The following is an 18957-nucleotide window of genomic DNA, read 5'->3' on the forward strand; positions in this document are numbered from 1 at the left end:
CCCTGCGGGCCCGTACCCACAGCGCACAGGCTCGCCCAATAAAAACAAGAGATCCACGACAGATGAGCACTTTGCAACCCGCCCGCCAGCTGCTGCCCGGCCTGTTGGCCCTGTCCTGCGCCTTGCCAGGCATGGCCGCCGAAGGTGGCTTCCTGGAAGACGCCAAGGCCAGCCTCAACCTGCGCAACTTCTACATCAACCGCAACTTCGTCGACCCGGCCAACCCCCAGGGCAAGGCCGAGGAATGGACCCAGAGCTTCATTCTCGATGCCCGCTCCGGCTTCACCCAGGGCACCGTCGGTTTCGGCATCGATGTGCTGGGGCTGTACTCGGTCAAGCTCGATGGCGGCAAGGGTACAGCCGGCACCCACCTGCTGCCCGTGCATGACGACGGTCGCCCGGCGGACGATTTCGGCCGCCTGGGGGTAGCGCTCAAGACGCGCCTGTCGCAGACCGAACTCAAAGTCGGCGAGTGGATGCCGGTGCTGCCGATCCTGCGTTCGGACGATGGCCGCTCGTTGCCGCAGACTTTCCGCGGCGGCCAGCTGACCTCGAAGGAGATCGACGGCCTGACCCTGTATGCCGGCCAGTTCCGCGGCAACAGCCCGCGCAACGATGCGAGCATGGAAGACCTGTTCATGCAGGGGCGCGCCGGTATCACCTCCGACCGCTTCAACTTCGCCGGCGGCGAATACAGCTTCAACGACAAGCGCACGATGCTCGGCCTGTGGGATGCCCGGCTGAAAGACATCTATCGCCAGCAGTATCTGAACCTGGTGCACAGCCAGCCGTTGGGCGACTGGACCTTGGGTGCCAACCTGGGCTACTTCCTCGGCAAGGAGGATGGCAGCGCCCGCGCCGGCGACCTGGACAACCGCACCGCCTCGGCCATGCTCTCGGCGCGCTACCAGGGCCATACCTTCTATATCGGCCTGCAGAAGGTCAGTGGCGACGACGCCTGGATGCGGGTCAACGGCACCAGTGGCGGCACGCTGGCCAACGACAGTTACAACGCCAGCTTCGACAACGCCAAGGAGCGCTCCTGGCAACTGCGTCACGACTTCAATTTCGTCACCGTCGGCATCCCCGGCCTGACCCTGATGAACCGCTACATCAAAGGCGATAACGTGCATGCCGCAGGGGTGGACGATGGCAAGGAATGGGCCCGGGAGACCGAACTGGCCTACGTGGTGCAGGCCGGGACCTTCAAGGACCTGTCGGTGAAGTGGCGTAACTCGACCATGCGCAGGGATTTCAGCAGCAACGCGTTCGATGAGAACAGGTTGATTGTCAGCTACCCGTTCAATCTCCTTTGAGGCCATCGCGGGGCGATGCGGCGACCCGACTTGCCCCGCGATTGAACCTGCCGTCCGGCAAATAACCAGAAGACATATCCAAATCCAATAACATTCTTTGACGCTATATGTAACAAGCCGCTAAAACCAAGCTCCGATCCCCGCACCAGAGCCCGAGCATGGACCTCCGCCAACTGCGCTATTTCATCGCCCTCACCGAATACCGCAGTTTCGTCCGCGCCGCCGACGCCATGGGCATCACCCAACCCGCCTTCAGCCGCGCAATCCAGAACCTCGAACATACCTTTGGCTGCGCCCTGGTCGATCGCGCCAGCAAGGCATTGCCTCCCACCCCCGAGGGCCAGGTGGTGTTGCAACATGCCCGTCGCCTGGTCCAGGGCGCCGCGCAACTGAACAACGACGTCCTGCAGATGACCAAGCTCGATGCCGGAGAGCTGCGCTTCGGCAGCGGCCCGGCCCTGGCCGTGCGCCTGGTGCCCGAGGCCCTGCAACATTTCATCAGGACTCATCCCGGTATCCGCACCGACCTGCTGGTGGACAATGCCGAGCGCCTGGGCCAGGCCCTGCGTCGCGAGCAGATCGAGTTTTTCGTCGATGACGTGCGGCCCTTCGAGGCCGATCCCAACTTCCACACCGAGGCACTGTCCCCACGCCCAGGCCTGTTCTTCTGCCGCCCCGGGCACCCATTGCTGGCCAAGGACAGCCTGTCGACCAACGACCTGTTCGCCTATCCCCTGGCCAGCGCCCTGCTGGCCCCCGGCGTGCGCAAACGCCTGGCCAATCTCAGCGGACGCACCGACTTCACCCCTCACCTGCAGACCGAGCACCTGGCGGTACTGCGCAGCGTGGTGCTGGCCAGCGACGCCATCGGCACGGCCAGCGAAGAGGCGGTGGTCGAGGACCTGGCCGCCGGCCATCTGGTGCGTCTGCACTGGCGCAACCTGCCGCCAGGCCTGGAAGTACTCAGCGTGCGCTGTGGGGTGATCAGTCGCAGCGGCCAGCGCCTGTCACCGGCGGCGCGGGCAATGATCGACACCCTGGTCAACCTGGATGCTGCCCCATCGCCCGCAGACGTGGCGCATCGACAATCTCCACCTCGCCATAGCCCAGGCGCACCACGCCGGCCTGTTCGAGGCTCCTGAGGATCTGGTTGATGGTCTGGCGCGACAGCGACAGCATCAAGGCCAGCTGTTCCTGGGACACCTGCAACCGCCATTGGGCGACATCGCGCTCACCGTAGCCTTCGGCCATCTGCAACAGCCGTTGCGCCACCCGCGGCGCGGCGGCCAGCAGGCTCTGCTGCTCGAGGGCGACGAACACCCAGCGCAACTTGTGGCTCATCAGCAGGGCCAGGTCGCGCCAGTGCTCTGGCTGGCAGGCCAACCATTCCAGCAACGGCGCCTGGGGAATCCACAGCAGGCGTGTCGGCCCCTCGGCATAGGCATCATGGGTGCGCGGCTGGCCATCGAACAGGCTGATCTCACCGAACCAATGGGGTGACTCGACCAGCGTCAGCAACGCCTCCTTGCCCGCGCTGCTGACCGCCCCGACCCGCATCGCCCCTTCGAGTACCGCATACAGACCACACGGCGCATCGCCGCGCTGGAACAGACGCTGCCCCGCTGCCAGCTCGCGCGGACGGCCCAGGGCCAGCAGACTATCCTGAACGGTAACGGGCAACTGCCGGAACCATTGGCCATGCAGCAGCTGAGTACGCGGATCGTGCATGGCGCCTCGCAAAGCGAACTCTGTCGGCCAGGCGACAGACGACGATGAATGAACAGGGGCAAGCTGTGCTCACCCCTGATGGAGGAACAACAATGAAAAACCTCGTCGAGCACCTGAGTCAATACGCGGCCTACCACCGCGATCCACGCAACATCGCCACCCACTTCATCGGCATTCCGCTGATCGTGCTGGCCGTGGCCGTGCTGCTGTCACGCCCGGGCTGGGACGTGGCGGGCTTCTGGCTGTCGCCGGCGCTGCTGCTGGCGATCTGGTCGGTGTGGTTCTACCTGCGCCTGGACCTGCGCTTCGGCCTGGTGATGGGCCTGCTGCTGGGCTTGTGCCTGTGGGCCGGCCAGGCGCTGGCCGTGCAGAGTACCGGGCTGTGGTTGAGTGCCGGACTGGGTGCGTTCGTGGTGGGCTGGATCATCCAGTTCGTCGGACATGCCTACGAAGGGCGCAAGCCGGCATTCGTCGATGACCTGAGCGGGCTGATCGTCGGGCCACTGTTCGTGGTGGCGGAGCTGGCGTTCATGGCTGGGCTGTGCGGCGAGCTGAAAAAGACCGTGGAGGCCAATGCCGGGCCTGTCGCCGTTCGCCAGAAGAAAGCAGTCATCTGAAATAGCCACGGGGCAAGTCGCATCGGCGCACCGCCGCTCCCACGCGCCGATTCCAGAGGCGTGGGGCGAGCTTGCCGCCGATGCGTTACTGCCTGGACTCCACCCCCAGCTCATCCCACACCGACTCGGCCAGGTGGAACGTGGCATTGGCCGCCGGGATCCCGCAGTAGATCGCGCTCTGCATGATCACTTCCTTGATCTCCTCCCGCGTCACGCCATTGTTGGCGGCCGCGCGCAGGTGCAGCTTGAGTTCGTCGTTGCGATTCATGCCGATCAGCATGGCGATGGTGATCAGGCTGCGGGTGTGCCGGGGCAGGCCGGGGCGGGTCCAGATATCGCCCCAGGCGTGCCGGGTGATCATCTCCTGGAACTCGCCGTTGAAATCATTGAGCTTTTCCAGGCTGCGGTCCACGTGGGCATCGCCGAGCACCGCGCGACGCACCTGCATGCCGGCATCGTAACGTTGTTTCTCATCCATGGCAGGTTCCTCAGCGGGCCAGCAGGAAGTCGAGCACACGGGCGGTGAAGGCCGCGCCGATCTCGACGTTGGACAGGTGCGCCGCCGGGAACTCGGCATAGGTCGCGTTGACGATGCGGCTGTGCATGAAGCGGCCATGCTCAGGCGTGGTGACCACGTCCGCAGTGCCCGCCACCACCAGCGTCGAAACCTGGATGCGCCCCAGCTGTTCACGGTAATCGGCATCACGTACCGCCGCGCAGTTGGCCGCATAACCTTCTGGGCTGGTGTGCGCGAGCATCTGGCAGATGCGCTGGGCCTCGGCCGGCTGCGCCTGGGCGAAGGCCGGGGTGAACCAACGGGCGATGGAGCCGTCGCGCAGGTCCGCCATGGCCTGCTGCCCCCCCTTGAGCACCGTGTCGATGCGAGAGTTCCAGACCTCGTCGTTGGCGATCTTCGCCGCGGTGTTGCACAGGGTCAGGCTGTGCAGGCGGTGGCCGGCGTTGATGCCCAGCCACTGGCCGATCAGGCCGCCCATGGACAGGCCGACGAAGTGCGCATGCTCGATGTCCAGCGCATCGAGCAGGGCCAGCACGTCGCCCCCCAGCTGTTCGATGCTGTAGGGGCCTTGAGTGACCAGCGAGCCGCCATGGCCACGGGTATCGTAGCGCAGCACGCGAAAGTGTTCGCTCCAGGCAGGAATCTGCTCGTCCCACATGCCCAGGTCAGTGCCCAGGGAGTTGGACAGCACCAGCACCTGCGCATCGGCCGGGCCATCGAGTTGGTAGTTCAGTACGCCATCGGCCAGTTGCAAATGCGCCACAGCGGTCTCCTATCAGGCAGTGAAACGTTGATGTTCAGCCACGGCGCGCGCCACCCAGACGCGGGCCTGGCCCAGGTAATGGGTGGGGTCGAGCAGGCGGTCGAGCTCGTCGCCGGACAACTCGGCGTTGACCTGCGGCTCATCAACGAGCACTGCACGCAGATGACGCCCTTCGGCCACGGCGCGCTGGCAGCACTGCTCCAGCAGGTGATGGGCACGGTCGCGGCCCAGGCGTTGGGCGAGGACGATACTGACCGCCTCGGCCAGCACCAGGCCCTGGGTGAGGTCGAGGTTGCGGCGCATGCGTTCGGCGTCCACCTCCATGCCTTCGGCGATCACCTGGGCATGACGCAGGGCACCGGAGACCAGGCAGCAGATCTCCGGCAGGGTTTCCCACTCGGCGTGCCACAGGCCGAGGCTGCGCTCGTGCTCCTGGGGCATCGCGCTGAACAAGGTCGAGAGCAGCCCGGGCACACGGGTAGCAGCGCCGATCAGCACCGCCGCACCGACCGGATTGCGCTTGTGCGGCATGGTCGAGGAACCGCCCTTGCCAGGTGCGGCGGGTTCGAACAACTCGCCTGCCTCGGTCTGCATCAGCAGGCTGACGTCACGGCCGAACTTGCCCAGGCTACCGGCGACCAGGCCCAGCACCGAGGCAAACTCCACCAGGCGGTCGCGCTGGGTGTGCCATGGCTGTTCGGGCAAGGACAGTTTCAATTGCACGGCCAGGGCCTCGGCCACCGGCAGCGCTTTGCTGCCCAGCGCCGCCAGGCTGCCGGAAGCACCACCGAACTGCAGCACCAGCAGGCGCGGGCGCAGTTCCTTGAGGCGTTGGCGATGGCGAGTGAGGGCGCCGAGCACACCGGCCAGCTTCATGCCCAGCGTCACCGGCGTGGCATGCTGCAACCAGGTCCGCCCCACCAGCGGCGTGTCGGCATGCTGCAATGCCTGATGCGCCAGGGTGTCGGCCAGCTTGCCGAGATCGTTTTCGAGCAACCCCAGGGCCTCGCGCAGTTGCAGCACCAGGCCGCTGTCCATCGCATCCTGGCTGGTCGCGCCCAGGTGCACATAGCGCTCAGCCTCGGGGACGCCGCTGGCGACCACCTTGCCCAGGGCCTTGACCAGTGGGATCGCCGAATTGCCGGCCACCGCGATGGCGTCGGCCAGCGCCCGGGCATCGTAGCGCTCGGCCTTGCAGGCCGCCTCGATGGCAGTCACCGCCGTGTGCGGCACCAGCCCGGCGGCCGCTTCGGCGCGGGCCAGGGCCGCCTCGAAGTCGAGCATGCCCTGCAAGCGGCCTCGGTCGGAGAAAACCTCGCGCATGGCCGGGGCGGTGAAGTAGGCGTCGAACAGTTGGTTGCTCATGCAACGTCCTTAGTGATCGTGGTGCAGGTACGCCGCCTGCTTTGGCAGGCGCAGGCTGAACAGGAAAGCCACCGCCATCATGGCGGTCACGTACCAGTAGAAGGTGTTCTCCATGCCCAAGGTTTTCAAGCCCAGTGCCACGTACTCGGCCGAGCCGCCGAACACCGCGTTGGCCACGGCGTAGGCCAGCCCCACGCCCAATGCGCGAACCTGTGGCGGGAACATCTCGGCCTTCACCAGGCCGCTGATGGAGGTGTAGAAGCTGACGATGCACAAGGCCAGGGTCACCAGCACGAAGGCCATGAACGGGCTGGTCACGGTCTTCAGCGCCATCAGCAAGGGGACGGTGAAGAGCGTCCCCAGGGCGCCGAACAGCAGCATCGAATTACGCCGACCGATGCGGTCGGAGAGCATGCCGAACAGCGGCTGCAGGATCATGAACAGGAACAACGCGCCGGTCATGACGAAACTGGCGCTCTTGGCGTTCATGCCGGCGGTGTTGACCAGGTACTTCTGCATGTAGGTGGTGAAGGTATAGAAGATCAGCGAACCACCGGCGGTATAGCCCAGCACAGTGACGAAAGCCGCGGCATGATTGCGAAACAGCCCGCTGATGGTACCGGCATCCTTGTCCTGGCGGGTCTCGGCGCTGCTGGTCTCCTTCAGCGAACGGCGCAGCATCAGCGAGATCAACGCGGCAATGGCACCGACCACGAACGGGATGCGCCAGCCATAGGCGCGCAGTTCATCCTCGCTGAGCAGTTGCTGCAGGATCACCACCACCAGCACCGCCAGCAACTGGCCGCCGATCAGGGTGACGTACTGGAACGAGGCAAAGAAACCGCGTTGCCCACGCAGCGCCACTTCGCTCATGTAGGTGGCCGTGGTGCCGTACTCACCGCCCACCGACAGGCCCTGGATCAGCCGCGCCAGCAGCAGCAAGGCCGGCGCCCAGGCGCCGATGCTGGCGTAGGTGGGCAGGCAGGCGATGATCAGCGAGCCGCCGCACATCATCAGCACCGAGATCATCAGCGAGTTCTTGCGCCCGTGACGGTCGGCCAGGCGGCCGAAGATCCAGCCGCCGATAGGGCGCATCAGAAAGCCCGCGGCGAACACGCCGGCGGTGTTGAGCAACTGCACCGTGGGGTCGTCGGAGGGGAAGAAGGCCGGGGCGAAGTAGATGGCGCAGAAGGCGTAGACATAAAAGTCGAACCATTCCACCAGGTTGCCCGACGAGGCACCGACGATGGCGAAGATACGCTTGCTGCGTTCTTCGCCGGTGTAATAGGTTGAGGTCATGGTGCGTTTACTCCTGGAGGGTCACAGGTAATTCTAGACATACCTGGTTACACACTCGTTCCGCTATCGGGATCACGCTGCGCCTTGTCTGTAGGAGCGGCCTCGTGTCGCGAAAGGGCTGCAAAGCAGCCCCAGCGATATAAAGGTGGTGCAAAGATCCTGGGGGTGCTTCGCCCCCCTTTCGCGACACGAGGCCGCTCCTACACACAAGTGCTGTGCTGCGGATCAGACCCGCTCGATGGCCAATGCCAACCCCTGCCCAACCCCCACACACATGGTCGCCAGGCCTTTGCGCCCGCCACTCTTCTCCAGCTGGTGCAACGCCGTCAGCACCAACCGCGCACCACTCATGCCCAGCGGATGTCCCAGGGCGATGGCGCCACCGTTGGGGTTCACCTGCGGCGCATCGTCCGCCACACCCAGCTCGCGCAACACCGCCAGGCCCTGGCTGGCAAAGGCTTCATTGAGCTCGATGACATCGAAGTCGGCCACGGCAATGCCAAGGCGCTCGGTCAGCTTGCGCACCGCGGGTACCGGGCCGATGCCCATCACCCGTGGCGCCACACCGGCGCTGGCCATGCCCAGTACCCGGGCACGTGGGGTCAGACCGTGCATCTTCACCGCCTCGGCCGACGCCAGAATCAACGCGGCGGCACCGTCGTTGACACCCGAGGCGTTGCCAGCGGTAACGGTCTTGTCCGGGCCGTTGACCGGCTTGAGCTTGGCCAGTGCCTCCAGCGTGGTCTGCGGGCGCAGATGTTCGTCGTGCTCGACCACCGTCTCACCCTTGCGGTGCTGGATACGCACCGGCACGATTTCCTCGGCGAAAAAGCCGGCGGCCTGCGCGGCGGCAGCCTTCTGCTGGCTGCGCAGGGCGAAGGCATCCTGGTCGGCACGCGACACCTGGTAATCATCGGCGACGTTGTCGGCGGTCTCGGGCATCGAGTCCACACCGAACTGGGCATTCATCAACGGATTGACGAAGCGCCAGCCGATGGTGGTGTCCTCGAGCTTCATGTTGCGCGAGTAGCCGCTCTCGGCCTTGCCCATCACGAACGGCGCGCGGGACATCGACTCGACGCCACCGGCAATGGCCAGCTCCATCTCGCCGCTGGCGATGGCCCGGAAGGCGCTGCCGACGGCATCCATGCCCGAGGCGCACAGGCGGTTGAGGGTCACGCCCGGGACGCTGTGTGGCAAGCCGGCCAGCAACAGCGCCATGCGCGCCACGTTACGGTTGTCCTCGCCAGCCTGGTTGGCGCAGCCGAAGAACACTTCGTCGAGCCGGTCCCATTGCACACCCGGGTTACGCTCGATCAATGCCTTGAGCGGCACTGCCGCCAGGTCGTCGGCGCGCACGCCGGCCAGGGCCCCGCCGAAACGGCCGATAGGGGTACGAACAGCGTCGCAGATGAAGACGTCACGCATCAGGCTTCTCCTGCCGTCTGGCCATGGGCGGCGGCGGTACGCGCTTCGAGATCGCGCAAAGCGGACAGCTCTACCTCGCTTGGTGCCGCGGTTTGCTGCACCTCCTCGGCAAAGCGGATCGCCCAGCCAGTGGCGTTGATGATCTGCTCGCGGGTCACGCCTGGGTGGACCGAGGTGACCACGAACTCGTGGGTACCTGCCTCCGGCTCCATGATGCACAGGTCGGTAATGATGCCGACCGGCCCCTCACCCGGCAGGCCCAGGCGCTGGCGCGAATCGCCGCCTTCGCCATGGCCGACCGAGGTGATGAAGTCGAGCTTGTCGACGAAGGCCCGCGGCGACTGCTTGAGGATGATCAGCACCTGTTTTGCAGAACCGGCGATCTCCGGCGCGCCGCCTGCACCCGGCAGACGGGTCTTCGGTGCGTGGTAGTCACCGACCACGGTGGTGTTGATATTGCCGAAGCGATCGACCTGGGCGGCGCCGAGAAAGCCGACGTCGATGCGCCCGCCTTGCAGCCAGTAGCGGAAGATCTCGCCGGTCGGCACCACGGTGTCGGCGCTCTCGGCCAGCTCGCCGTCCCCGATGGACAGCGGCAGCACGCTGGGTTTGGCACCGATCGGGCCGGACTCGTAGATCAGCACCACATCGGGCGACGAGGTCAGGCGCGCCAGGTTGGCGGCCTTGGACGGCAGGCCGATACCAACGAAGCAGACAGCGCCGTTGCGCAGGCGACGGGCGGCGGCGACGGTCATCATTTCGGAAGTGGAGTAGCTCATTGCGCGGCCTCCGCGGTGCTGGCCAGCCTGGCCTGGAATTCAGTGAAGTCGGCGGTGCCACGGATATAGGTGTCGATCCAGGCAGTGAACGACTCACGGTTGCGGGCAATCGGGTCCCAGGCCTGGTAGAAGCGGTTGTCGCGCTCGTAGTAGCCATGGGCGTAGGACGGGTGGGCGCCGCCGGGCACCAGGCACACCGCGCTAAGGGCCCAGGTCGGCAGTACACAGGCATTCATCGGTGCCTGCAGGTCATCGACGATCTCCTCGACGGTGACAATGCAGCGCTTGGCTGCCAGCGCCGCTTCCTTCTGCACGCCGAGGATGCCCCACAGCAATACGTTGCCCTTGCGGTCGGCCTTCTGCGCATGGATCACGGTGACGTCCGGACGCACCGACGGCACGGCGGCGAGCACCTCGCCGGTGAACGGGCAAGTAACGGACTTGATCAGCGGGTTGACCTTCGGCAGGTCGGAGCCGGCGTAGGCGCGCAGCACCGCGAACGGCAGGCCGGAGGCGCCGGCGACATAGGCGTTGGCCAGGTCGGCGTGGCTGTGCTCCTCGATCTCGATGGCGTGGGGCCACTGTTTCTCCACCGCGTCGCGCAGGCGGTGCAGCGAACCGACGCCGGGGTTGCCGCCCCAGGAGAAGATCAATTTGCGCGCGCAACCGGCGCCGATCAGTTGGTCGTAGATCAGGTCCGGGGTCATGCGCACCAGGGTCAGGTCGCGCTTGCGCTGGCGGATGATCTCGTGGCCGGCGGCGGTCGGGATCAGGTGGGTGAAACCTTCGAGGGCGACACTGTCGCCATCCTGGATGAACTGCTTCACGGCCTCGTGAAGCGAGAGGATTGCTGCCATTGGAGACTCCTGGTCAGGTCGAGTCGGGTCAGTGAGCAGCGGACCGATGCATCGCTGCGATGGGCCCAGATTAAGGAGGCCGAGGGGGTTATCTCAATCCGATAATCGCACTTTTGTGCGATTATCGAACTATTTGTTACCCTGCTATTTATGCGCTCCTGCAGCAGCGAGCCACCCAGACCTCAGGTCGCATCCGCGTGGCTGACCAACCCTTTCACCACGACAGCCACCGCGGCCAATGCCGCTGGCACCAGCAGTGCCGTCAGCACCTGCTCGAAATTCCACCCCAACCCCAGCAGCGTAGCCCCACTCCAGGCGCCGAGAATCGCGCCGAAGCGACCGATCCCGAGCATCCAGGAAACGCCTGTGGCACGGCCTTGGGTCGGATAGAAGCGCGCCGCCAGCGAGGGCATGGCCGATTGCGCGCCGTTCACGCACATGCCGGCGACCAGCACCAGGGTCGCCAGCAAGGTGATGTTGCCCAGGCTCTGTCCAACGGCGTAGGCAAACACACCTGCCAGCAAGTAGAAAATGCCGATCACCTTGTGCGGATTGAAGCGGTCCATCGCCCAGCCCACCGCCACCGCACTGAGCACGCCACCGAACTGGAACAGCGCGCCGATGAATGCTGCCTGCTCCATGCTGGCGCCACTGTCGCGCATCAGCGTCGGTAGCCAGCTGGTCAGCAGGTAGACGATCACCAGGCCCATGAAGTAGGTCAGCCACAGCAGCAGGGTGCCAAGCCCATAGGTACCCGAGAAAATCACCGCGAACACGTTGCGCGCCGCCACTGCCTTTTGCTCCGGTACGCTGAAGCTCGCCGCCTCGGCCACCAACGCCGGAGCGATCGGCGCCAGGGTCTTGCGCACCTTGTCGCTGTCCCGGTTGCGCACCACCAGGAACCGTGCCGACTCTGGCAGCCAGGCCAGCAACACCAACGCCAGCAGCAAAGGCAACACGCCGCCGATCACCAGCAGGCTGTGCCAGCCGTAGGCCGGGATCAACTTGGCGGAAATGAACCCGCCGCCGGCCATGCCCAGGTTGAAACCGCAGAACATGCTGGTCACCAGTAACGACTTGAGGCGCTCAGGGGTGTACTCCGACAGCAGCGTGGTGGCATTGGGCATGCCAGCCCCCAGGCCCAGCCCGGTGAGAAACCGCAGCACCAGCAACTGCTCGACATTGTTCGCATAAGCCGAGGCCAGGCTAAACCCGCCGAACACCAGCACCGCTCCCACCAGCACGCCCTTGCGCCCGAAGCGGTCGGCCAGCGGGCCAGAGCCCAATGCGCCGAATACCATGCCGATCAACGCGGCGCTCATCACCGGGCCCAGGCTGGCACGGTCGATCCCCCACTCCTGGGACAACGCCGGGGCGATGAAGCCCATGGCGGCGGTATCCAGGCCGTCGAGGAACACGACCAGGAAGCACAGGATCACCACCCGCCACTGGTAGCCAGACAAAGGCTGGGCATTGATCAAGGACTGCACGTCGAGGCAGTGGCCGACGGCGGATTGCGGTTTGTTCATTATTGTTATCCGGAAGGTAGGCGCAGGCACGCTACTGCGCATGAGCCATGCACAGCAACAGGAGACAACGGATAGCGCGGCGAGGAGTTAGCCGGAATGCAACGGCGACAACGAAGGGAGCGTATTCATGGAGGGTGCCCTCGGGCCTGTTGTTATTGTCCGGTCGGCGCAGCCGACCCGTGCGACAGACATTAATCAGCAAGCTGAAGCTGTGCAATTCGCTACAGGCGACACTGTGCGTTTATCGCACAGGATCTTGTTGACGCACTAGCGGTAGGCGCTGCGGTGGATGGCACCGGCTATGCCGGTGTTCGCCGGCAAGCCGGCTCCTACACGTTTTGCGGCATACCCCGCCCCGTAGGAGCCAGCTTGCTGGCGAACCAGGCAGCGCGGTAGAGGCCGGCTCCTGCAGCTCAACCAAACAACTGGTGACATAGATCCCGGCTGGCTGCCAGCAGGATCGGCAAAAACCGCTGCTCCAGCTCGCCACGGCTGACCCTTCCTACATGGGTACTCACATTCAACGCCGCCAGCACCTGCCCCGAGGCGTCGTAGATCGGCACGGCAATCGAGCGCAGTCCCTGCTCCAGCTCCTGGTCGACCACGCACCAGCCCTGCTCGCGCACTTGCTGGATGCAGGCCAGCAGCGATGGCGCGTCATGCAGCGTGCGGCTGGTCCGCGCCTTCAGGTCGGCGCGCTCCAGGTACTCGTGCAGGCTGGCATCGTCCAGCGCCGCCAACAAGATGCGCCCCATCGACGTGCAATAGGCCGGTAACCGCCCACCTACCGACAGGTCGACCGAGATCAACCGCTCCACCGTGGCCGAGCGCGCTATATAAAGGATGTCGTCGCCTTCCAGGGTGGCCATGTTGGCCGCCTCGTGCAGTTGGTCGCTGATGCGGTCCAGGTATGGCTGCGCCGAAACTGCCAACGGAGTCGAGGACAGGTAGGCATGCCCCAGGGTCAGCACCTTGGGCAGCAACGAATAGGTGCGACCGTCGGTGGTGGCATAGCCGAGCTTCATCAGCGTGTGCAGGCAACGCCGTACCGCCGCCCGGGGGATTTCCGTGCGGTGGCTGATCTGGGCGATGGTCAGGTGGCGTTTGCGCTCCTGGAAGGCCTGGATCACCGCCAGGCCACGGGCCAGGGAGGTCATGAAATCCGGATCGCCGGTGAATGCCTGGATACGTTTGGCCGCCGAGGCCACGATCGGCGGCGCCAGGGCCGACACACTGCTGCGCGCTGGCTCGTTCGGCACCGGGCCGGGGGTTTCATCGCTCATGGGGCTTGCCTCAAAAAACGGTAGCTTGTGCGATTATCGAACGAACGGCCGATAATCGCAATTGACCGCTGACACTTTTGCTTATACCTTTCCCCATGCCACGTGTGGCTTCTTTGGAGAGACTGGTCAGGTACCCACCGCGGAAGTCCCAGGCAACGGCCTCGCCCACCCGCGAGGCCGTTTTCATTTATGCCAGCCAAATGTCGAACTTTTCGCGCTGTGCGCTTGAACTTTCGTCGTAGCGCACAGACATATTCATAGTCAATTATTCATAACTTCTGTCAGGGCCTGGTAAAGAACGATAGCCTTAGAGTTGCCGATTGCTATAATCGACTTCGCGGGCCGTACAATTGCCAGTCGGATCCAACCCGCAGACTTTCGTTGCTTGCACCTCGCTTGCACACGCATCAGACGTGGCAGGCCCGGTAGCGAACCCTGGCGCTCATGCGAAGTTGCCTTCGACGCCACTCGCACAACAACGATGTATCCGCACGGGCGCGATACCCGCACATTGATTGTGTACTTGCTCGCCCGCGCCACACTTCAACCTATTCAGGTATCAACTGTGACGAAAGAAGAACTGCGCGCGGAACTCGAGCGCCAGGCTGAACGTTACAAGGATGTTTACGGTGGTGAAGTCACCACCTACGCCGCACAACCGGAGCCAGAACGCAAACCTTGGCGCAAACGCGCCAGCATTCGCGACCAGGCCTTCGCCCAGGAATTGGAGAAGATGGAAAAGGACCTGCGCCAGGACGAGCAGTGAGCGCGGATGATCTCATCGCGCCATCGGCCAAGGGCCCTTGGCGTGAGGCATCATTGCAGAATCGCCTTGGGTGAAATGGAATTACACAAATTTCATACAAGCGTTTGAAGCGTGAGTGACATTTAGATTTCGCTACAATTCATTGATTTTCAACACAATTAGCCGATTTTCAGGCTATTTTTTTGCGTCATCGATTGCGCTTTCGCGCGGCAACGGCCAGATGCACGGCAGCCATCGGTCTGCGGCAGGTGCATCGATTGCCATGGTTTTCTGGCATAATCCGCCCCCCCTAAGACCGCCAGACAACCTTCATGATCGATTTATTCAGCGGACTGGATGCCTGGGTCGTCGTGAGCCTGATGCTCGCTTTGACCTTCGTGCTCGCATTCGAGTTCATCAATGGCTTTCATGACACCGCCAACGCGGTAGCCACTGTCATCTATACCAAAGCCATGCCGCCACACCTGGCCGTGTTCTTCTCCGGTGTGTTCAACTTCCTCGGTGTCCTGCTGGGCGGCGTCGGGGTGGCCTATGCCATCGTCCACCTGCTGCCGGTGGAACTGCTGATCAATGTGAACACCGGGCACGGCCTGGCCATGGTCTTCTCGCTGCTGGCCGCGGCCATCACCTGGAACCTGGGCACCTGGTACTTCGGCATCCCGGCCTCCAGCTCGCACACCCTGATCGGTTCGATCCTCGGCGTGGGCCTGGCCAATGCCGTGCTCAGCGACATTCCCCTGGGTGACGGCGTCAACTGGCAGAAGGCGATCGACATCGCCCTGTCGCTGGTGGTCTCGCCCATGGCCGGCTTCGCCGTCGCCGCACTGGTGCTGCTCGGCCTGAAATGGTGGCGTCCGCTGTCGAAGATGCACAAGACCCCGGACCAGCGCCGCAAGCTCGACGACAAGAAGCACCCTCCGTTCTGGAACCGCCTGGTGCTGGTGATCTCGGCCATGGGCGTGAGCTTCGTGCACGGCTCCAACGACGGCCAGAAAGGCATCGGCCTGATCATGCTGGTACTGATCGGTATCGTCCCGGCCAAGTTCGTTCTCGACCTGAACAGCACCACCTACCAGATCGAGCGAACCCGCGACGCCACCTTGCACATGAGCCAGTTCTACCAGCGCAACGCCGCCACCCTTGGCGAGTTCCTGGCCCTGGGCAAGGCCCAGTCGACCGACCTGCCAGAGCAGTTCAGCTGCAATCCGCAGCAAACCGAACCGACCATTGCCGCGCTGCAATCGTCGCTGGCTGGCGTGACTGACTACCGCGACCTGAGCGCCGACAAACGTGTCGAAGTGCGCCGCTACCTGCTCTGCCTGGACGACACGGCGAAGAAGGTCGGCAAGCTGCCAGGCCTGGAAGCCCGTGAAAAGGCCGACCTGGAGAAACTGCGCAAGGACCTGACCGCCACCACCGAATATGCCCCGTTCTGGGTGATCGTGGCCGTCGCCCTGGCCCTGGGCCTGGGCACCATGGTCGGCTGGAAGCGTGTGGTGCTGACCGTCGGCGAAAAAATCGGCAAGCAGGGCATGACCTATGCCCAAGGCATGTCGGCGCAGATCACCGCGGCCTGCGCCATCGGCATGGCCAACATCTTCAGCCTGCCGGTGTCCACCACCCACGTCCTGTCGTCAGGCGTGGCCGGCACCATGGTCGCCAACAAGAGCGGCCTGCAAGGTGGCACCGTGAAGACCATCCTGCTGGCCTGGGTCCTGACCCTGCCGGCGTCGATGGGCCTCGCGGCCGGCCTGTTCTGGCTGGCGTCCAAGGCCATTGGCTGAGTGACACCGCAGTGGAAAAAGGCGCCTTCGGGCGCCTTTTTCGTTCATCCAGGCTGCGCTGGCGCCTGGCGCACCTGCGTGGATTGCTCGATCCAGTGCCCTGTGGGAGTGGCTTTAGCCGCCAATACCGGCGCAGCCAGTGCCCACCCCTCTGTCGCATGGTTCGCCAGCAAGGCTGGCTCCTACAGGAAGTGCGCATGGAACGGACTTGGCATACGGCCTAGCGCTTCTTGCCTCCTAGCAACGACCCCATCAGCCCACGCACCAACTGCCGGCCCAACTGGTTGGCCGCCTGGCGCACCGCCGACTTGATCGCCTGCCCGGCGGCACTCTGCAGGAACTCGCCGGCTTTGTCGGCAAAGCTATCCTCGTCAGCCTTGGGCTGCGGTGCCGGCTCCACCGGCTCGCCTTTGCGCTGGGTCAGCAGCTCGTAGGCCGACTCGCGATCGATCGGCTTGTCATAGCGCCCAGCCAGGGGAGATGCAGCGATCAACGCACTGCGCTCGGCCGCGCTCAACGGCCCGATGCGTGACTGCGGCGGCGCGATCAGCACGCGCTGGACCATGGCCGGTGTGCCCTTTTCTTCCAGGGTGCCGACCAGCGCCTCGCCGATGCCCAGCTCGGTGAGCACCGCCAGACTGTCGAACGCCGGGTTCGGTCGGAAACCATCGGCCACGGCGCGCAGCGACTTCTGCTCCTTGGCAGTGAACGCGCGCAAGCCATGTTGAATGCGCAAGCCCAACTGCGCCAGCACCGCATCCGGCAGATCGCCCGGCGACTGGGTGACGAAGTACACCCCCACACCCTTGGAGCGGATCAGCCGCACCACCTGCTCCAGGCGATCCTGCAGGGCCTTGGGCGTGCCGTTGAACAGCAGGTGCGCCTCGTCGAAGAACAGCGCCAACACCGGTTTGTCGGCGTCGCCCCGCTCAGGCAGTTGCTCGAACAGCTCGGCCAGCAGCCAGAGCAGGAAGGTCGCGTAGACCTTGGGTGCATCGTGCACCAGGCGACTGGCGTCGAGCAGGTGGATACGCCCGCGGCCATCGCCATCCAGGCGCAGCAGGTCTTCGAGCTGCAGCGCTGGCTCGCCGAACAGCGCCTCGGCGCCTTGCTGCTCCAGGGTCGCCAGGCGGCGCAGCAAGGCCTGAGTCGACGCGCTGGTCATCAGCGCGCTGTCCTCGCCGAGCAACTGCGGATTGTCCTTGAGGTGGGCGAGCAAGGCCTTGAGGTCTTTCAAGTCAAGCAGCAGCAGGCCTTCGCGGTCAGCCACCTTGAACGCGGCGTACAACGCCGCCTGCTGACTGTCGGTCAGCTCCAACAGGTTGCCCAGCAACAGCGGGCCCATCTCGCTCAGGGTGGTGCGCAGCGGGTGCCCGGTCTGCCCGGCGACATCCCACAAACTGACCGGATAGGCCTGGGGCCGATAGTTCAGCCAGGGCATGCCGGCAATACGCTCGGCCACCTTGCCTTGGGGCGCGCCGGCCGCCCCCAAGCCGCACAGGTCGCCCTTGACGTCGGCGGCGAAGACCGCGACGCCGGCATCGCTGAACAGCTCGGCCAGGTGCTGCAAGGTGACGGTCTTGCCGGTACCGGTCGCCCCCGCCACCAGGCCGTGGCGGTTGGCCAGGCGCATGGCCTGGGTTACCGGTTGGCCATCAGGGCCTGCTCCTACAACCATTTGCGAAGAATCTGACATCTTCATCCTTCCCCTGCTCAAGTTCTGTCACATATGTGCCGATATTTCGAAATGATTCTCCTAGAAAGACAGTAACAACCCCGACAAGGACCCCGGGAAATGTTGCACTGTTTTCCAGCCGTGCTTTGTGCGAACGACCCGATAACAAAACCTTAGCGGACGCCTCACGTCATGAATAAAAGCCTTCGTTTCAGCCACAAGATTCTCATGGCGGCATCACTGATCGTGATCCTCGCCTTCAGCCTGTTCACCCTGTACAACGACTATCTCCAGCGTAACGCCATTCGCGAGGATCTGGAGAACTACCTTGCCGAGATGGGCGACTCCACCTCTACCAACATCCGCAACCTGTTCGAAGGCCGCATCAAACTGGTCGAGAACGTGGCGCAGAACCTGGCCCAGTTCCCGCAGAACACCGGCACCCTGCTGGGCCAGAATGCCCTGACCTCAAGCTTCCTGACCATCTACCTGGGCCAGCCCGACGGCACCTTCACCGTACGCCCGGACACCAAGATGCCCGACGGCTACGACCCGCGCGTGCGCCCCTGGTACAAGGATGGCCTGAACGCCAGCGGCCCGATCCTCACCGAGCCGTATATCGACATGGCCACCAACAAGATGGTCATCTCGATCATCAGCACCGCCTCGCGCTCGGTCGGCGTGGTCGGCGGCGACCTGGCCCTCGACGGCCTGGTGGATATCATCAACTCGCTGAATTTCGGTGGCATGGGCTATGCCTTCCTGGTCAACGACCAGGGCAAGATCCTGGTGCACCCGGACAAGAACCTGGTGATGAAGTCGCTGTCGGACCTGTTCCCACAGAACACCCCAAGGCTGTCCCGCGACCTGACCGAGATCGAGCTGAACGGCCAGACCCGCCTGCTGACCTTCACCCCGGTCAAGGGCCTGCCCTCGGCCAACTGGTACATCGGCCTGTCGGTGGACAAGGACAAGGCCTTCTCGATGCTCAGCACCTTCCGCACCTCGGCGGTGATCGCCACCCTGGTGGCGGTGGTGATCATCATCGCCCTGCTCGGCCTGCTGATCCGCGTACTGATGCAACCGCTGCACACCATGACCCGCGCCATGAGCAACATCGCCGAAGGCGAAGGCGACCTGACCCGCCGCCTGGAAATCCACAACCACGACGAATTCGGCATCCTCGGCGCTGCCTTCAACCGCTTCGTCGAGCGTATCCATGGCTCGATCCGCGAAGTGTCCTCGGCCACC

Annotated in this window: 16 protein-coding genes and 1 pseudogene; 6 read left to right on the forward strand and 11 right to left on the reverse strand. The window is 64.4% G+C overall.

The features are described from left to right. The first annotated feature begins 131 nt into the window (after window positions 1-131). Together ACODS5_RS06130 and ACODS5_RS06135 are read left to right on the forward strand one after the other, a co-directional pair. Window positions 132-1316, forward strand: coding sequence for an OprD family porin (locus tag ACODS5_RS06130; RefSeq protein ID WP_489108239.1), 1185 nt, complete (start codon window positions 132-134; stop codon window positions 1314-1316). A gap of 158 nt (window positions 1317-1474) precedes the next feature. Continuing rightward, window positions 1475-2458 (forward strand): LysR family transcriptional regulator, encoded by a 984-nt coding sequence (locus ACODS5_RS06135; protein ID WP_134691482.1) that lies wholly within the window; start codon window positions 1475-1477, stop codon window positions 2456-2458. On the opposite strand, the gene ACODS5_RS06140 is transcribed toward ACODS5_RS06135, so the two are convergent. Next, window positions 2358-3044, reverse strand: coding sequence for a Crp/Fnr family transcriptional regulator (locus tag ACODS5_RS06140; RefSeq protein WP_134691483.1), 687 nt, complete (start codon window positions 3042-3044; stop codon window positions 2358-2360). The two genes, ACODS5_RS06135 and ACODS5_RS06140, sit on opposite strands and share 101 nt — an antisense overlap. 92 nt (window positions 3045-3136) lie before the next feature. On the opposite strand from ACODS5_RS06140, the gene ACODS5_RS06145 reads away from it, so the two are divergent. Continuing rightward, window positions 3137-3661 carry an Mpo1 family 2-hydroxy fatty acid dioxygenase gene (locus tag ACODS5_RS06145; protein WP_134691484.1) on the forward strand — a complete coding sequence of 175 codons (525 nt, stop codon included), beginning with the start codon at window positions 3137-3139 and terminating at the stop codon, window positions 3659-3661. A gap of 85 nt (window positions 3662-3746) precedes the next feature. Here ACODS5_RS06145 and pcaC read toward each other — a convergent pair whose 3' ends face one another. The 9 genes from pcaC to pcaR form a co-directional block, all read right to left on the reverse strand. Further along, window positions 3747-4139: a 4-carboxymuconolactone decarboxylase gene (gene pcaC, locus ACODS5_RS06150; protein WP_070093782.1), complete on the reverse strand. Its 393-nt coding sequence runs from the start codon at window positions 4137-4139 to the stop codon at window positions 3747-3749. 10 nt (window positions 4140-4149) lie between these two features. Beyond that, on the reverse strand, window positions 4150-4941 hold the full coding sequence (gene pcaD / locus ACODS5_RS06155; RefSeq protein ID WP_134691485.1) for a 3-oxoadipate enol-lactonase: 792 nt from the start codon (window positions 4939-4941) through the stop codon (window positions 4150-4152). 12 nt (window positions 4942-4953) lie between these two features. Next, entirely contained in the window at window positions 4954-6306 is a 1353-nt protein-coding gene (locus ACODS5_RS06160) for a 3-carboxy-cis,cis-muconate cycloisomerase (RefSeq protein WP_489108216.1), read from the reverse strand. Between the two features lie 9 nt (window positions 6307-6315). After that, window positions 6316-7605, reverse strand: a complete 1290-nt coding sequence (locus ACODS5_RS06165) for an MFS family transporter (RefSeq protein ID WP_134691487.1) — start codon at window positions 7603-7605, stop codon at window positions 6316-6318. 225 nt (window positions 7606-7830) lie between these two features. Beyond that, a complete protein-coding gene (gene pcaF, locus ACODS5_RS06170; protein ID WP_489108240.1) occupies window positions 7831-9036 on the reverse strand; it encodes a 3-oxoadipyl-CoA thiolase in 1206 nt (401 codons plus the stop codon). Beyond that, complete coding sequence (locus tag ACODS5_RS06175; RefSeq protein ID WP_489108217.1) at window positions 9033-9812, reverse strand: CoA-transferase subunit beta; 780 nt, start codon at window positions 9810-9812, stop codon at window positions 9033-9035. The genes pcaF and ACODS5_RS06175 overlap by 4 nt, the downstream gene beginning before the upstream one ends. Next, on the reverse strand, window positions 9809-10669 hold the full coding sequence (locus tag ACODS5_RS06180; protein ID WP_489108218.1) for a CoA transferase subunit A: 861 nt from the start codon (window positions 10667-10669) through the stop codon (window positions 9809-9811). The genes ACODS5_RS06175 and ACODS5_RS06180 overlap by 4 nt, the downstream gene beginning before the upstream one ends. A gap of 182 nt (window positions 10670-10851) precedes the next feature. Then, complete coding sequence (gene pcaK / locus ACODS5_RS06185; protein ID WP_489108219.1) at window positions 10852-12198, reverse strand: 4-hydroxybenzoate transporter PcaK; 1347 nt, start codon at window positions 12196-12198, stop codon at window positions 10852-10854. A gap of 413 nt (window positions 12199-12611) precedes the next feature. Further along, complete coding sequence (pcaR, locus tag ACODS5_RS06190; RefSeq protein ID WP_134691491.1) at window positions 12612-13481, reverse strand: pca regulon transcriptional regulator PcaR; 870 nt, start codon at window positions 13479-13481, stop codon at window positions 12612-12614. A gap of 565 nt (window positions 13482-14046) precedes the next feature. On the opposite strand from pcaR, the gene ACODS5_RS06195 reads away from it, so the two are divergent. After that, the gene (locus ACODS5_RS06195) at window positions 14047-14247 is read left to right on the forward strand and encodes a hypothetical protein (protein WP_134691492.1); all 201 of its coding nucleotides are present in this window, start codon (window positions 14047-14049) and stop codon (window positions 14245-14247) included. 311 nt (window positions 14248-14558) lie between these two features. Further along, on the forward strand, window positions 14559-16031 hold the full coding sequence (locus ACODS5_RS06200) for an inorganic phosphate transporter (RefSeq protein WP_134691493.1): 1473 nt from the start codon (window positions 14559-14561) through the stop codon (window positions 16029-16031). A 220-nt stretch (window positions 16032-16251) separates the two neighbouring features. Here ACODS5_RS06200 and ACODS5_RS06205 read toward each other — a convergent pair whose 3' ends face one another. Next, entirely contained in the window at window positions 16252-17727 is a 1476-nt protein-coding gene (locus ACODS5_RS06205) for a helicase HerA-like domain-containing protein (RefSeq protein ID WP_134691494.1), read from the reverse strand. Window positions 17728-17934: 207 nt separating this feature from the next. Here ACODS5_RS06205 and ACODS5_RS06210 point away from each other — a divergent pair. Beyond that, window positions 17935-18915: pseudogene (locus ACODS5_RS06210) on the forward strand (HAMP domain-containing protein); the annotation flags it as partial. Between the last annotated feature and the right edge of the window lie 42 nt (window positions 18916-18957).

The organism is Pseudomonas sp. FG47 (assembly GCF_057809115.1).

Excerpts from the sequence above, each read along its gene's own strand:
- ACODS5_RS06130 (WP_489108239.1), top strand. The coding sequence starts at position 132 with ATGGCCGCCGAAGGTGGCTTCCTGGAAGACGCCAAGGCCAGCCTCAAC.
- ACODS5_RS06135 (WP_134691482.1), top strand. The coding sequence starts at position 1,475 with ATGGACCTCCGCCAACTGCGCTATTTCATCGCCCTCACCGAATACCGC.
- ACODS5_RS06140 (WP_134691483.1), bottom strand. The coding sequence starts at position 3,044 with ATGCACGATCCGCGTACTCAGCTGCTGCATGGCCAATGGTTCCGGCAG.
- ACODS5_RS06145 (WP_134691484.1), top strand. The coding sequence starts at position 3,137 with ATGAAAAACCTCGTCGAGCACCTGAGTCAATACGCGGCCTACCACCGC.
- pcaC (WP_070093782.1), bottom strand. The coding sequence starts at position 4,139 with ATGGATGAGAAACAACGTTACGATGCCGGCATGCAGGTGCGTCGCGCG.
- ACODS5_RS06160 (WP_489108216.1), bottom strand. The coding sequence starts at position 6,306 with ATGAGCAACCAACTGTTCGACGCCTACTTCACCGCCCCGGCCATGCGC.
- ACODS5_RS06165 (WP_134691487.1), bottom strand. The coding sequence starts at position 7,605 with ATGACCTCAACCTATTACACCGGCGAAGAACGCAGCAAGCGTATCTTC.
- ACODS5_RS06175 (WP_489108217.1), bottom strand. The coding sequence starts at position 9,812 with ATGAGCTACTCCACTTCCGAAATGATGACCGTCGCCGCCGCCCGTCGC.
- ACODS5_RS06180 (WP_489108218.1), bottom strand. The coding sequence starts at position 10,669 with ATGGCAGCAATCCTCTCGCTTCACGAGGCCGTGAAGCAGTTCATCCAG.
- pcaK (WP_489108219.1), bottom strand. The coding sequence starts at position 12,198 with ATGAACAAACCGCAATCCGCCGTCGGCCACTGCCTCGACGTGCAGTCC.
- pcaR (WP_134691491.1), bottom strand. The coding sequence starts at position 13,481 with ATGAGCGATGAAACCCCCGGCCCGGTGCCGAACGAGCCAGCGCGCAGC.
- ACODS5_RS06200 (WP_134691493.1), top strand. The coding sequence starts at position 14,559 with ATGATCGATTTATTCAGCGGACTGGATGCCTGGGTCGTCGTGAGCCTG.
- ACODS5_RS06205 (WP_134691494.1), bottom strand. The coding sequence starts at position 17,727 with ATGTCAGATTCTTCGCAAATGGTTGTAGGAGCAGGCCCTGATGGCCAA.